13 protein-coding genes are annotated in these 13,212 nt (G+C 59.8%); 7 read left to right on the top strand and 6 right to left on the bottom strand.

The features are described 5' to 3' along the window. The first annotated feature begins 151 nt into the window (after positions 1 to 151). The gene (locus ACXYL9_RS09745) at positions 152 to 562 is read left to right on the top strand and encodes an EVE domain-containing protein (protein ID WP_459039303.1); all 411 of its coding nucleotides are present in this window, start codon (positions 152 to 154) and stop codon (positions 560 to 562) included. 32 nt (positions 563 to 594) lie between these two features. Here ACXYL9_RS09745 and ACXYL9_RS09740 read toward each other — a convergent pair whose 3' ends face one another. Together ACXYL9_RS09740 and ACXYL9_RS09735 are read right to left on the bottom strand one after the other, a co-directional pair. Beyond that, positions 595 to 2,268: a thiamine pyrophosphate-binding protein gene (locus tag ACXYL9_RS09740; RefSeq protein ID WP_459039302.1), complete on the bottom strand. Its 1,674-nt coding sequence runs from the start codon at positions 2,266 to 2,268 to the stop codon at positions 595 to 597. 353 nt (positions 2,269 to 2,621) lie between these two features. Continuing rightward, positions 2,622 to 3,995, bottom strand: coding sequence for an MFS transporter (locus ACXYL9_RS09735; protein ID WP_459039301.1), 1,374 nt, complete (start codon positions 3,993 to 3,995; stop codon positions 2,622 to 2,624). Between the two features lie 120 nt (positions 3,996 to 4,115). Here ACXYL9_RS09735 and pgsA point away from each other — a divergent pair, with 120 nt between their 5' ends. After that, positions 4,116 to 4,709 (top strand): CDP-diacylglycerol--glycerol-3-phosphate 3-phosphatidyltransferase, encoded by a 594-nt coding sequence (gene pgsA / locus ACXYL9_RS09730; RefSeq protein ID WP_459039300.1) that lies wholly within the window; start codon positions 4,116 to 4,118, stop codon positions 4,707 to 4,709. Positions 4,710 to 4,727: 18 nt separating this feature from the next. On the opposite strand, the gene ACXYL9_RS09725 is transcribed toward pgsA, so the two are convergent. The 3 genes from ACXYL9_RS09725 to rnd all read right to left on the bottom strand — a co-directional run bounded on the left by ACXYL9_RS09725 (position 4,728) and on the right by rnd (position 7,306). After that, positions 4,728 to 5,063 carry a PilZ domain-containing protein gene (locus ACXYL9_RS09725; RefSeq protein ID WP_459039299.1) on the bottom strand — a complete coding sequence of 112 codons (336 nt, stop codon included), beginning with the start codon at positions 5,061 to 5,063 and terminating at the stop codon, positions 4,728 to 4,730. 142 nt (positions 5,064 to 5,205) lie between these two features. Beyond that, on the bottom strand, positions 5,206 to 6,102 hold the full coding sequence (locus tag ACXYL9_RS09720) for a hydrogen peroxide-inducible genes activator (RefSeq protein WP_459039298.1): 897 nt from the start codon (positions 6,100 to 6,102) through the stop codon (positions 5,206 to 5,208). A 7-nt stretch (positions 6,103 to 6,109) separates the two neighbouring features. Then, complete coding sequence (gene rnd / locus ACXYL9_RS09715) at positions 6,110 to 7,306, bottom strand: ribonuclease D (RefSeq protein ID WP_459039297.1); 1,197 nt, start codon at positions 7,304 to 7,306, stop codon at positions 6,110 to 6,112. A gap of 196 nt (positions 7,307 to 7,502) precedes the next feature. Between rnd and aspS the strand changes: the two genes are divergently transcribed. After that, on the top strand, positions 7,503 to 9,323 hold the full coding sequence (gene aspS, locus ACXYL9_RS09710) for an aspartate--tRNA ligase (RefSeq protein ID WP_459039296.1): 1,821 nt from the start codon (positions 7,503 to 7,505) through the stop codon (positions 9,321 to 9,323). Positions 9,324 to 9,379: 56 nt separating this feature from the next. On the opposite strand, the gene ACXYL9_RS09705 is transcribed toward aspS, so the two are convergent. Beyond that, positions 9,380 to 9,814 (bottom strand): ferritin-like domain-containing protein, encoded by a 435-nt coding sequence (locus tag ACXYL9_RS09705; protein ID WP_459039295.1) that lies wholly within the window; start codon positions 9,812 to 9,814, stop codon positions 9,380 to 9,382. Positions 9,815 to 10,065: 251 nt separating this feature from the next. Here ACXYL9_RS09705 and ACXYL9_RS09700 point away from each other — a divergent pair, with 251 nt between their 5' ends. The 4 genes from ACXYL9_RS09700 to ACXYL9_RS09685 all read left to right on the top strand — a co-directional run bounded on the left by ACXYL9_RS09700 (position 10,066) and on the right by ACXYL9_RS09685 (position 13,165). Then, a complete protein-coding gene (locus tag ACXYL9_RS09700; RefSeq protein WP_160610148.1) occupies positions 10,066 to 10,302 on the top strand; it encodes an acyl carrier protein in 237 nt (78 codons plus the stop codon). Between the two features lie 96 nt (positions 10,303 to 10,398). Next, a complete protein-coding gene (gene fabF, locus ACXYL9_RS09695) occupies positions 10,399 to 11,658 on the top strand; it encodes a beta-ketoacyl-ACP synthase II (RefSeq protein ID WP_459039294.1) in 1,260 nt (419 codons plus the stop codon). Then, complete coding sequence (mltG, locus tag ACXYL9_RS09690) at positions 11,658 to 12,626, top strand: endolytic transglycosylase MltG (protein ID WP_459039293.1); 969 nt, start codon at positions 11,658 to 11,660, stop codon at positions 12,624 to 12,626. The genes fabF and mltG overlap by 1 nt, the downstream gene beginning before the upstream one ends. After that, a complete protein-coding gene (locus ACXYL9_RS09685; RefSeq protein WP_459039292.1) occupies positions 12,623 to 13,165 on the top strand; it encodes a 2'-5' RNA ligase family protein in 543 nt (180 codons plus the stop codon). Before mltG ends, ACXYL9_RS09685 begins: the two co-directional genes overlap by 4 nt. Positions 13,166 to 13,212 lie beyond the last annotated feature (47 nt).

Here is a 13,212-nt window from a genome sequence, read left to right as displayed (position 1 = left end):
CCCACGATGCCCTCCGATGGAGGAATAAGTGCCCTATATGCCCGGCTTGATTGAAAATTGCGTAAACACTGTGCAAAGCGCCAACCTGTCGCCGAAATAGGTGCCTTTCTGCACTGAGATCCCGCTTGATTTGAAATGGAGAGTGTCGCGCATGGCCCGTTACTGGTTGCTGAAATCGGAACCCTTCAAATACGGCTGGGAAGATCTTCTCAAGGAAGGGGAAGGCGTGTGGGACGGGGTGCGCAATCACCGCGCCAAGAACAACCTCGCCGCGATGGAAGTGGGCGAGCAGGCATTTTTTTACCACTCGCGCGAAGGGCTGGAGATCGTCGGTATATGCGAGGTTAGCGTAGCCGGGATTACCGATCCGACCGATCCGGAGGGCAAGTGGGCGGCGGTGAAGGTCAAGCCGGTCCGCAAGCTGCCGCAGCCGGTAACGCTGAAACAGATCAAGGCCGAACCGCGATTGACCGATTGCGAACTGGTACGCCTCTCACGCCTTTCGGTGGCCGAACTCACGGAAAGCGAGTGGCGCATCATCTGCGAGATGGGGGGATTGTGAGCGGTCGGAGCCACTCACGCTCAAGCGGCTGATCAGCGTGCGCGTAATCCGCTGATCGTCGCTCCACTAGCGGCCAACTGCTCGACATCGATGACGCAATGGATCAGGCGCAGGCCGCTGGTTCCCTTGGCCTCAGTCAATGCATTCTTGAATTGTTCTGTCGTTTCCGCGCGTGCCGACCATCCGCCGTATGACGCAGAAAGCGCGGCGAAATCGGGATTTTTCAGCTCGGTTGCCGACAGACGTGCAGGGAATTCGCGTTCCTGGTGCATTCGGATCGTGCCGTATGCGCCGTTATCGATGACAATCACCAGCAGGTCGAGCCCGTACTGCGCGGCTGTTGCCAGTTCTTGCCCGTTCATCATGAAGTCGCCATCGCCGGCTACGGCGACAACGGTCCGGTCGGGATAGCGGCGGGCAGCTGCAACCGCAGCTGGAACGCCGTATCCCATCGCGCCGCAGGTCGGGGCGAGTTGGGTCGGATAGCCTGCGTAGCGCCAATAGCGATGCCACCAGCCGGCAAAATTGCCTGCACCGTTGCAGATGATACTATCGGCAGGCAGCACATCACGCATGTAGGTGACGCATTGGGCCAGGTCCAAATCCCATTTATCAAGGTCTTGACCCGGATGGGCCGTGGCCCACTCCTCCCACTCGGCGTGGGCTTCGCGCCCCGCATCAAATGAGATCACATCGCCATCGTCCCACAGGCCAGCGGCCTCGGCGAACTCACCCATGTCAGCACACAGGGCGAGGTCTGTGCGATAGACGCGGCCCAACTCGTCGGGGTCCGGGTGGACATGGATCAGTTGCTGGTCGGGGTGGTCCGGCGTGATCAGTTCGTAGCCGTCGGTGGTTGCTTCACCAAGCCGGGCACCGACTGCCAGGACGAGGTCGGCCTGCTTCACCCTTTCGACCAGCTTGGGATTCGGGCCGTAACCGAGGTTGCCAGCGTAAACGGGAGAAGATGGAGAGATCGCATCCTGGCGGCGAAAGGCCGTGGCCACCGGCAGGCCGATACGCTCTGCGAACAACTGGAAATGCTCGCGTGCCTTGGCGTTCCAGCCCGCGCCACCGATCACGGCGATCGGGGAGGCGGCATCGCCGATCATTGCCATCATTGCCTGCATTGCATCGGGACATACCGCTTGCGCGGGTCTCACCACTTCGGGGCGGGGGCGAGCATCAGTCGTATCGGAGAGCATGTCCTCGGGTAGGGCGAGAACAACCGGACCTGGTCGGCCCGACATGGCCACCGAATAGGCGCGCGCGATGAATTCGGGGATTCGGTCGGCACTTTCGATCCGCGCCGCCCATTTGCAGATGGGGGCGAAAAACGCGGGGAAATCTATTTCCTGAAATCCTTCACGCTCGCGCATCGGGCGCGCCACGTCGCCAACGAACAGAATCATGGGCTGCGAATCCTGATGCGCGACATGAACTCCGATGCTGGCATTGGTGGCGCCGGGTCCGCGCGTAACAAAGGCTACGCCCGGGCGTCCCGTCATCGCGCCATCAGCGCAGGCCATGAAGCTGACGCCACCTTCCTGACGGCAGGTCACAAGGTCGATGGCGGTCTCGCCGTGCAATCCGTCGAGTACTTGCAGGAAACTTTCGCCCGGGACCGTGAAAATCCGGTCGCAACCTTGCTCGACAAGGCATTCTACAAGCAGGCGGGCAGCATCGGGTGTGGTGTGTTCGCTCATGAAACAGGCGTCTAGCCGCCCGCATTCGCGGCGACAATGCGCCGTCGAGTGATACCCCCTCTTGGTGAACACCCAGCGTTAACGTCCCGCCCTGCGACAACCCCCAAAAGTCGGGGAGCGCAATGGTTAGCGAAGAGTTAAGATCGCATCATGACACAGAAAATGCAAAGACGGTCGCTTGTTCTCACAGACGAAGGTGCACGGCACCCTTTCCTCGCAACGCTCCCGGCACATGTCCGCGGTGATATTGCAACGGTGGCGGCAAGGCCTTCGTGGACCATGACGCGCGACGACGTCCGCGGGTTCGCCAGCGCCTACTTGGCCTGTCTCGCTGCTGCGTTGGTATTTCTGATCTAGTCGGGATACGGCGTGTGAGGGTGGGCCAATAGAGGCCCATCAGCCAATTCTGCGCGATGCAGTCGCTTGCCGAGCCATGCAGAAACCAGGCACATTGCTGCACTGAGCAGGACTTGTTCCGCGATCGGAATGCTCGCTGCAGTCAGAGCCATGGCTATCAGCGCACCTGCCACCATTGCACCGGAATTGACGATGTTGTTGGCGGCGATGGCTCGCGAGGCCTGATGCGTAGCGACGCGCGTTGTCAGGAAGGCATAAAGCGGCACCACGAACATCCCGCCAGCCACCGAGATACCAAGTAAGCATGCTAAAAGTAGCATCGCCATGGGCCAGGCGATAAACTCTGTCACGCCGAGTAGCTGGCTCGGCTGGTCCATTTGCCAGAGCTTGCAGACTGCATAAAAGGCCACCACGAACACGCCCATTGCCAGAACACTTGCGGGGGCAAACCGCGCCGAAACATTGCCCTTTAGCAGATGGTTGATCGTGACGGAGCCGATTGCCACCCCGACCGAGAAAACCACCAGGAACAGGCTTGCCACTTCCTTGCTTGCCATGATCACGTTTTTCGCCAGCGGTGGAAACTGGATGAACAAGACCGCGCCGATGGTCCAGAAGAAGCTAATCGCGAGAATGGCATAGAAGACCTGGCGATCATGCATGGTGTTGCGAACCAGCGCGATCGAGGCGCGAATGATGTGCCGATCAATTTTCTCCACCTTGCCCAGCGGCGGAGCGGCCGGCACCTGCCGGGCCGAAATATATCCAAGGATTGATACCGCTACGATGCCCGCGGCGGCATACTGGACCGGGATCCAACCGGCCAAGATCGTACCGGCCAGGATTGCGACGTAGGTCCCGGCCTCGACCAGACCTGTCCCGGCCAGAACTTCTTCCTGCCTCAGGTGTTGGGGCAGAATCGCATATTTGATGGGACCGAGGAACGTTGACTGCACGCCGGTCAGGAACAGCGCAAACAGCATTAGGACGATCGATAAGCTGGTTTCGATGCTGGTAAACCCGAGCGGTATCGAAACAGGCAGCGCAAAGCCGCGCCACGCGAGATAGAGCCCCGTGCCTCCGATTAGCATCAGACCGATCTCGCACAGCTTTACAATGCGGATGATGCGGGCCTTGTCCCGCATGTCGGCCAATTGCCCCGCCACGGCGGACAGGATGAAGAAGGGCAGGATGAAAAGCCCCGAAGCGATGGCGCTGAAAAGACCCTCCGCCTCTTCGGAATTATAGACGAAGTAGACCACGAACAGCACCATCGCGGTCTTGTAGAGATTGTCGTTAAATGCATTCAGCAGCTGAGTCGTGAACAGCGGCAGGAAACGCCTGCGGCCCAACAGTTTGAGCGTCGTCATGAATACCCCTCGCGCACGATTCCGTGCGATAACGCAGACACTAGAGGCACATCCAGCCTAGGGATAGTGGCGCACAACCGCTTTTTCCCGAGCGCGAAACTGGCTAAGCACACTGGCACAATGCTGACATTGCCCAACCTTTTGACCCTTTCGCGCATCTTTGCGGTGCCGTTGCTCGCGTTCTTCCTTTGGTGGCCCGGCTGGGAGTTGGGTTACGCCATCGGCTTCGTGCTCTACAGCGTCATCGGGTTTACCGACTATTTCGACGGTTATGTTGCTCGTGCACAGGGCACCGTGAGCAAGCTGGGCCAGTTTCTCGATCCCATAGCCGACAAAATCATGGTCGCGGCGGTTATCCTCGTGCTCACCGCGCAGGGGTTCCTCCGCGGGCCAGTGCTCGGCGATTTCCATGTCATTGCAGGGTTGGTGATTCTCATGCGGGAAATCACAGTTTCCGGCCTGCGCGAATTTCTCGCTGGGCTTCAGATATCGGTCCCGGTGACGCGGATGGCGAAGTGGAAGACGACCTTCCAACTCCTCTCCCTCGGAGCGCTGATTTTCTCCGGAGCAACACCGCGGTGGACAGCCACATTGGGCGACACGACTTTTAATGTCGCGCATACGATCGGTATCTGGAGCTTGTGGGGCGCCGCGATACTTACCTTGGTAACTGGCTGGGATTATTTACGGGTCGGCCTCAAGCACATGGACTGACGGGTCGGCGGGGGGAGATCAGCCAAAGAGCGGCAATCCGAACCGATCGCGTGGATCCTCTGCATCGAACCCCTCTTCGGTCGAATTGTAGCCGAGCATTTGCACGATTTTCTGATGTACCGGGGTTTCGAATTTCACCCCGGCGTAATTTTCGATGCGCCAGACAATGGTTCCTTGGGCTGTCACCATGTCGCGCAGGTTGAGTTCGATATGAGAACCGACCACAGCGCCTGCACTGCGCAGATCAATCATACATCCGCCACATGACAGATTATAGAGCGTAGCGATGTCTTTCTCGCCGTCGAGAACGACGGACGTTTCTTCATCGGTGACAAATCGGTTGTAGGCTCGCATGTCGTGAGGCTTCCCTCGCCATTGGTCTGAGTAGAACCACTGTGCCCGAAACTATCAAAGATTTCGTGAATGCATCGCGATTGGATACAATCGGTAAGGATAAGCGGCGTTCTCGACGGTTCGCCAACGATAGTTATAGTGGTCAGCCAGCGCGTAGTTCTTCCGCCAGCAATTTGAACTCATCTCCGCGAGGCGAATTCTTGCGCCAGATCAGCGTGATCTCGCGTTTGGCGGCGCTAGCCTTGAGCGGGCGGGCGACGACATCGGTGCCGGAGAGTATTCCGGCGTCCAGCGCCATTTTGGGGAGCATTGTCAGGCCAAGGCCGTTGTCGACCATCTGCACCAGCGTGTGCAGGCTGGTGCCGATCATGGTCGCACTGCCGCGCAATTCGGGCCGGTTGCAGGCGGCAAGGGCGTGTTCCTTGAGACAATGACCGTCCTCGAGCAGCAGAAGCCTGCCCTCGTCAATCATGCTTGGCTTGATCATTTCCGGCGGATCGCGCGGATCATCCTTGGGGAAAGCCACGTAGAGTGCATCGTCGGAAAGGTGCTCCATCTCTACGTCGCCCGTGGCAAAGGGGAGGGCGAGCAAAACGCAGTCCACACGCCCGTGATGCAGCGATTCGACCGCGTCCTGGCTGGTCTCTTCGCGCAGGAACAGCTTGAGCTCAGGCCGTTCCTGTCGCAGCCGCGGCAAAATTCGCGGCAGCAAGAACGGAGCAATGGTGGGTATCACGCTCATCCGTAACGTACCCGACAATGGCTTTCCGGCCGCCTGGACGAGATCGGACAGCTCTTCGGCCTCGCGCAATAGCCTGTGCGCCTTTTCCACCACCTGGCTACCCAGCGGCGTAAAGCGAACCACCCGGCGACTACGTTCGACCAGCGTTACGCCGAGCAATGATTCAAGTTCGCGAATGCCCGCGCTGAGCGTCGATTGCGAAACGAACGATGCTTCTGCCGCTCGGCCGAAATGGCCATGCTCGTGCAGCGCGACAAGATATTGCAGCTGCTTGATGGTGGGAAGATAGGTGCTCACTCGCTTCCTATTCTGCCGCCTGTCCGAGTTCCTCGGCCATGTCATCGACATGGGTCATGGTCAGCTTGCCGTTCTTGACAGCGAAGGCAAGCCTGCCTTCGACCAGCTCGAGAGCGTCTTTGCCGAACACTTCGTAGCGCCAGCCTTCAAGTATCGGCAGGTTGCGCATACCCGCGGCAAGTGCTTCCATTTCGTCGGCGCGGGTCAAGAGCCGGGCAGCGATATCGATTTCCCGCGCGCGAATCTTGAGCAACAGTTTGAGCAAATCGGCGACCAGAGCACCTTCCTTGCCTAGCGGCGCTCCGCGCTTGGCCTTCACGGGCATTTCTTCCTTGGGCAGCGGTTCGGCGCTTGCCAGCACCTTCATCATCCGCTTGCCGATATCATTGTCGCGCCAGGCCTGGCTGAGTCCGCGCACCTTGGCGAGGTCGGCCTGGTTTTTAGGCGGGTGACTGGCGATATCGGCCAGAGTTTCGTCACGCACGATCCGGCCGCGCGGGATGTTCTTGTGCCGCGCTTCGTTCTCGCGCCAGGCAGCCAAAGCTTTGAGCCGTCCGAGCACCGTGGGATTGCGGCCCGACGAGCGAATCCGCCGCCAGGCTAGGCTAGCATCGTTCTTGTAGTTGGCCGGATCGGCAAGCTTGTCCATCTCGGCATTGAGCCAGGCACCGCGGCCGGTCTGAACCAGCTTCTCCAACAGCTTGGGAAAGATCGTGGCGAGATCGGTGACATCGCCAATCGCGTATTCGATCTGCCGTTCGGTCAGTGGCCGGCGGCTCCAATCGGTGAAGCGCGCTCCCTTGTCGATGGTCTTGCCCAGCCACGTTTCGACCATGTTGGCATAGCCGATCTGTTCGGACTGGCTTACCGCCATCATCGCAATCTGCGTGTCGAAGATCGGTTGCGGAGTCTTGCCGGTCAGGTTGTAGACGATTTCCACGTCCTGCCCACCGGCATGAAAAACCTTCAATACCTCGTCATTCTCGCACAACAGGTCGAGCAGAGGGGTGAGGTCGATGCCGCTGGCAAGCGGATCGACCGCAGCGGCCTCTTCTTCATTGCCGACCTGGACCAGGCAAAGTTCGGGGTAATAGGTGTTCTCGCGCATGAACTCGGTGTCCACGCAGACGAATTCGGATTCCGAAAGGCGATCGCACAATTTGCGGAGCGTTTCGGTATCGGTAATCAGGTCATGTATTTTCATAAGTCTTTCTTGGTGGGGCGGAGTGCCACCCCTCGGGAGTGATCCCGGGCAAACTGCGGTCAAGTCGGGCCGACTTGACAAAGCACGCGGCTTCCCCTGTTAGCGCGCGCAAAATCCGGCTAGGGGCCTCGACGGCCACTGGTTCGCGAACGAGCGCGCCCTTAGCCCTATAGCTCCGAAAATGGAAAGATTTTAGATGCACGCCTATCGTACCCACAACTGCGCAGCCCTGGCCCAGGGAAATGTCGGCGAAACTGTCCGCCTTTCGGGCTGGATCCACCGCAAGCGCGACCATGGCGGCGTGTTGTTCGTGGATTTGCGCGACCATTACGGCATCACTCAGATCGTGGCGGACGAGGATTCGCCCGCGCTACCGGTGCTTGATTCGCTCAAGCTGGAAAGCGTTGTCACCATCGATGGTGATGTGAAGGCGCGCGACGCCGAGGCAGTCAATCCAAACCTCCCGACCGGAGAGATCGAGGTTTTTGCCCGCGAAGTCACAGTCCAGAGCGCGGCCGAAGAACTGCCAATGCCGGTTGCCGGTGAGCAGGATTACCCCGAGGACATCCGCCTCAAGTACCGCTTCGTCGATCTGCGGCGCGAGACCATGCATCGCAACATCATGCTGCGCAGCCAGGTCATTACCTCGCTACGCCAACGCATGAATGCGCAGGGATTTACCGAATTCCAGACCCCGATCCTGGCCGCCTCCAGCCCCGAGGGCGCGCGCGACTACATCGTGCCGAGCCGCCTGCACCCGGGCCAGTTCTATGCGCTGCCGCAGGCACCGCAGATGTTCAAGCAGCTGCTGATGGTCGCCGGTTTCGACCGCTATTTCCAGATCGCGCCGTGTTTCCGCGACGAGGATCTGCGTGCCGACCGCAGCCCCGAGTTCTATCAGCTCGATTTTGAAATGAGCTTCGTCACTCAGGAAGATGTGTTCCAGGCTCTCGAGCCGGTGCTGGCAGGAGTGTTCGAGGAATTTGCCAACGGCAAGAGCGTTACTCCGGCGGGCGAATTCCCGCGCATCCCCTATGCCGAGGCGATGCTGAAATACGGTACCGACAAGCCCGACCTGCGCAACCCGTTGGTGATCAGCGACATTACCGACCATTTTCAGGCGAGCGGGTTTGGCCTGTTCGAGAAGATCGTCGGTGGCGGCGGTCGGGTCCGTGTGATCCCTGCGCCGAATACCAATGACAAGAGCCGCAAGTTCTTCGACGACATGAACGACTGGGCGCGCAAGGAAGGATTTGCCGGGCTTGGCTATGTCACCCGCAAGGGTGGCGAATTTGGTGGGCCGATTGCCAAGAACCACGGCCCCGAGAACATGCAGAAGATCTATGACGAACTGGGTCTCGGCGAGAATGACGGTCTGTTCTTCGCGGCCGGCAAGGAAAAGGACGCAGCAAAGCTGGCTGGCGCCGCTCGCACCCGCGTGGGCGAGGAACTCGGGCTGATCGAGCAGGGCTGTTTCAAGTTCTGCTGGATCGTCGATTTCCCGATGTTCGAATACGACGAGGAAGCCAAGAAGGTCGATTTCAGCCACAACCCGTTCTCGATGCCGCAGGGCGAAATGGAAGCGCTCGAGAAGAAGGACCCGCTCGATATTCTCGCCTGGCAGTATGACATCGTTTGCAACGGTTATGAGCTGTCCAGCGGCGCGATCCGGAACCACCGCCCGGACATCATGTACAAAGCGTTCGAAATTGCCGGCTATTCCAGGGAAGACGTCGACCGAGATTTCTCCGGCATGATCGAGGCGTTCAAGCTGGGAGCCCCGCCGCACGGTGGCTCGGCGCCGGGTATCGACCGTATCGTCATGTTACTAGCCGACGAGCCGAACATCCGTGAGGTGATCGCATTCCCGCTCAACCAGCGGGCGCAGGACCTGATGATGGGCGCGCCCTCTGCTGTCAGTGCGCGCCAATTGCGCGACGTGCACATTCGCACAGTCGAACCGCCCAAGGCTGCGGCAGCCGAGAAGATGCCGGCAGACAATTCTGCTGGCAACTGACCCAAACAAGAAGGGCCCGGATCGCTCCGGGCCCTTTTGGTTAGTTATGTAGCCGATTAGCTGTTCTGCTGTTCAAGCATGTCGCCGAACCGCTCACCCTGCTGGATCTCGGCAGCGCACTGCTGCACCACTTGGCGCGACTGAGGGTCGAGATCGGCATTGTCGAGTGCTTCCTGGAACTTGCCGGCGATGTAATCTTCGCCTTCTTCGATCCGCTCGGCAACCGCCTCGTCGTTGTTCTCGAACGCGCTGGTGATCGTGGTCCAGATGCGATGGGCGCCACCGCTAATCGTGCCATCGGTCACGGGCTCGCCGCCCTGTCGCGCAATTTCAGCGTTGAGCATACCGAGCGTTTGCTCGCGCTGCTGGCCACGCTGCTGCAGGGCCTGCTTGATTGCCGGATCGTTGGCCTTCTCGGCGCACTGCTTGTAACCCTTGACGGAATCGCAGGTCGTGTCGGCGAGAGTCTTGAGGATATTGGTCGAAGTCATTGTTTCTGAACCTTTCAGTTTCAATTTCGTATAGGTTCGATCAACGCATGAATGGTCAGGTGCGTTCCAAGGCTGAGCGCAGGTCGACCGCCAGCAAGGCCGGACTGCCGCATACTTGAAATTTAGGGGAGGTGGCGTCGATCACCAAAGGGTCGTTTTGCACTCACCCTGTGCATCCCTCTTGCGCAGTCCTCTTGCGTTCATTAGGGCGAAAGCCAACATTCAAAACCCGATAAACAGAGGGACATTCAATGAGCGATACCGCTGAACGCGTACAGAAGATTGTCGTCGAGCATCTCGGCGTCGAGGCCGACAAGGTTACCCAGGAAGCCAGCTTCATCGATGATCTTGGTGCCGACAGCCTCGACATCGTCGAACTGGTGATGGCGTTCGAAGAAGAATTTGGCGTCGAAATTCCTGACGATGCAGCGGAAAAAATCACCACCGTGGGTGATGCGACCAAGTATATCGAAGAGCACAAGGGGTAATCCTCTTGCGTTGCCGACCCTGCGGTATTTGCAGGGACTGACAGGCCCGACCCCCTACCAGCGGGCCGGGCCTGTTGCATATTGACGGAGATTTGTATGCGCCGCGTAGTTGTTACCGGACTCGGCCTTGTCACCCCCTTGGGCAGTGACGTGGAAACCACCTGGAAGAACCTTCTCGCCGGTGAGAGCGGGGCGGCGCGGATCACTCATTTCGATCCCAGCGACCAGAAATGCACCATTGCCTGCGAGGTGAAGGCCAAGGATCACAAATGGGGATTCGATCCGGACAAGCGTGTCGACCCCAAGATCCAGCGGCAGGTCGATCCCTTCATCATCTACGGCATCGATGCCGCCGGACAGGCGCTCGAACATGCTGGGCTGACCGATATGACCGAGGCGGAAAAGCGCCGTACGGGTTGCTCAATCGGCTCCGGTATCGGAGGACTGCCGGGAATCGAGAAAGAATCGGTCAATTTGCATGAGCGCGGCCCCGGCCGGGTCAGTCCGCATTTTGTCCACGGTCGCCTGATCAACCTGGTCACCGGGCAGGTGACGATCAAATACGGCTTCATGGGGCCTAACCACGCAGTCGTCACAGCCTGTTCGACCGGTGCACATTCGATTGGCGATGCGGCGCGCATGATTGCGCTCGACGATGCCGACGTGATGCTGGCTGGCGGTGCCGAAAGCACCGTTAATCCGCTCGGCATTGCCGGATTTGCCCAGGCTCGTGCCCTCAACATGAGCATGAACGACCGCCCGACCGAAGCCAGCCGCCCCTATGACAAGGATCGCGACGGGTTCGTGATGGGCGAGGGCGCAGGCGTAGTCGTGCTCGAGGAATATGAGCGGGCCAAGGCCCGCGGTGCCACTATTTATGGCGAAGTGACGGGCTATGGCCTGTCCGGCGATGCCTATCACGTGACCGCGCCGCATCCTGATGGCCTAGGCGCGCAACTGGCCATGGAAATGGCGCTGCGCAAGGCAGGTCTGAAGCCGGGCGAGATCGATTACGTCAACGCCCACGGCACTTCGACCATGGCCGACACGATTGAACTGGCTGCGGTCAAGCGCGTGCTGGGGAACGACCTGGGCGGCGCTTCGATGAGCTCGACCAAGTCGGCCATCGGGCACCTGCTTGGCGGAGCCGGCGCGGTGGAGGCGATTTTCTGCCTGCTCGCCATGCGCGACCAGATTGTTCCGCCTACACTCAACCTGCACAACCCTGATGAAGGCACCGAAGGCGTCGATCTGGTCCCACTCAAGGCCAAGGAGCGTGAAGTCAAAGCAGTCCTTAACAACAGCTTTGGCTTCGGCGGCACCAATGCGTCGCTGGTGATGCAGAAAGTCGATTGATGGCCCGGCGGGGCTGCCTGTTCGCGGCGGTCGCCTTGGCCTTGGTCGCTGTCGGTGGCTGGTTTGCCTGGGGCTGGTATGGCGCGAGCAATATTGATGAGGACACGAGTTTCATCGTGCCCTCCGGCTCGAGCCTGACGGCAGTCGCAAACAAGTTGGAAGAAGAGGGGCTGATCGGCTCCTCCGACGCCTTCCTGCTGCGTGCGAAGATTCTCGGCGGCGGCGATCCGATCCAGGCCGGCGAATTCGAACTGGAGGCTGGCAGCTCGCCTGCTCGGATACTCGACAAGTTCCAGCGCGGGGACACCATCAACCGGTTCGTGACCATTCCAGAAGGCCTGCCTTCGATCATGGTGTGGGAGCGGCTGATGGCGGAGGAATTGCTGACCGGCGAAATCCCGGTGCCAGAGGAAGGCTCGGTCCTGCCCGACACCTATTCGTTCGAACGGGGAGAAGCGCGAACCGCGGTCCTGGCGCGAATGCAGGCCGCTATGCGCAACTACCTCGCCGAGGCATGGCCCAAGCGCGGTTCGGATATTGCAGTCGACAATATCCGCGATGCAGTCATCCTGGCGTCTGTTGTCGAGAAGGAAACCGGTGTCCCTCAGGAACGAGATATGGTCGCCGGGCTCTATTCCAACCGGGTAAAGCGGGGGATGCTGCTGCAGGCCGATCCGACGATCATTTATCCCATAACCAAGGGCAAGCCGCTGGGCCGGCGCATCCGCCAGTCAGAGATCGCCGCGATCAACGGCTACAACACATATACGCGGGTCGGGCTGCCCGCAGGCCCGATCACCAATCCAGGGCGCGAATCCATCGCCGCAGTGCTCAACCCGGCCAAGACCAGCGCGGTATTCATGGTTGCAGATGGCACCGGCGGTCACGTGTTTGCCGACACGCTCGATGAGCACAACGCCAATGTCGAGAAGTGGTATCAATTGCGTCGGCAGCGGGGCGAAATGTGAGCGGAGAGGACGGGGGACCGGAACACGCTCCACTGATCCTCACCGCCCTATTGCCCAAAGACCTCCATCGGTGGGCGACCGGTTTGCGAACTGCCCACTTCCCGCCCGAACGCAATTTTCTCGAAGCACATGTCACGCTGTTTCACGCTATCCCGGCACAGTGCGAAGGCGAGCTGGAACGTTTGCTCAAACGACTGGTGGGCGAGTACGCCCCCGTTGACGGATATTTGGTAGGATTGATTTCGCTGGGAGGGGGCACCGCGCTAAAACTGGAAAGTGACGGCCTGCAGCGCCTGCGGGACGGCATTGCCGAACACTTGCGCGGCATGTTGACCGGGCAGGACCAACACCGTCCGCGCCTGCACGTAACGATCCAGAACAAGGTGCCATCGGCCGAAGCAAAGGCGCTTCAGGCCCAGCTCGATGGCACGCTCGAGCCGCGCGCCATCGCCTTTCGCGGGTTCGGACTGCATCGCTACATGGGCGGTCCGTGGCAGCATATCCGTGACTTCGCATTCAGGGGCGGCGAAAAGGCTTGAAAGCAGGTTGACCGGGGGACAGCAGCACCCTAAATGCGCGCCCTGCT

The sequence above is a fragment of the Qipengyuania sp. CAU 1752 genome, assembly GCF_054482615.1.
This window is presented reverse-complemented; position numbering and strand designations above follow the sequence as displayed.

Coding starts and splice junctions, on each gene's coding strand:
- ACXYL9_RS09745 (WP_459039303.1), top strand. CDS start 152: ATGGCCCGTTACTGGTTGCTGAAATCGGAACCCTTCAAATACGGCTGG.
- ACXYL9_RS09740 (WP_459039302.1), bottom strand. CDS start 2,268: ATGAGCGAACACACCACACCCGATGCTGCCCGCCTGCTTGTAGAATGC.
- ACXYL9_RS09735 (WP_459039301.1), bottom strand. CDS start 3,995: ATGACGACGCTCAAACTGTTGGGCCGCAGGCGTTTCCTGCCGCTGTTC.
- pgsA (WP_459039300.1), top strand. CDS start 4,116: ATGCTGACATTGCCCAACCTTTTGACCCTTTCGCGCATCTTTGCGGTG.
- ACXYL9_RS09725 (WP_459039299.1), bottom strand. CDS start 5,063: ATGCGAGCCTACAACCGATTTGTCACCGATGAAGAAACGTCCGTCGTT.
- rnd (WP_459039297.1), bottom strand. CDS start 7,306: ATGAAAATACATGACCTGATTACCGATACCGAAACGCTCCGCAAATTG.
- aspS (WP_459039296.1), top strand. CDS start 7,503: ATGCACGCCTATCGTACCCACAACTGCGCAGCCCTGGCCCAGGGAAAT.
- ACXYL9_RS09705 (WP_459039295.1), bottom strand. CDS start 9,814: ATGACTTCGACCAATATCCTCAAGACTCTCGCCGACACGACCTGCGAT.
- ACXYL9_RS09700 (WP_160610148.1), top strand. CDS start 10,066: ATGAGCGATACCGCTGAACGCGTACAGAAGATTGTCGTCGAGCATCTC.
- fabF (WP_459039294.1), top strand. CDS start 10,399: ATGCGCCGCGTAGTTGTTACCGGACTCGGCCTTGTCACCCCCTTGGGC.
- mltG (WP_459039293.1), top strand. CDS start 11,658: ATGGCCCGGCGGGGCTGCCTGTTCGCGGCGGTCGCCTTGGCCTTGGTC.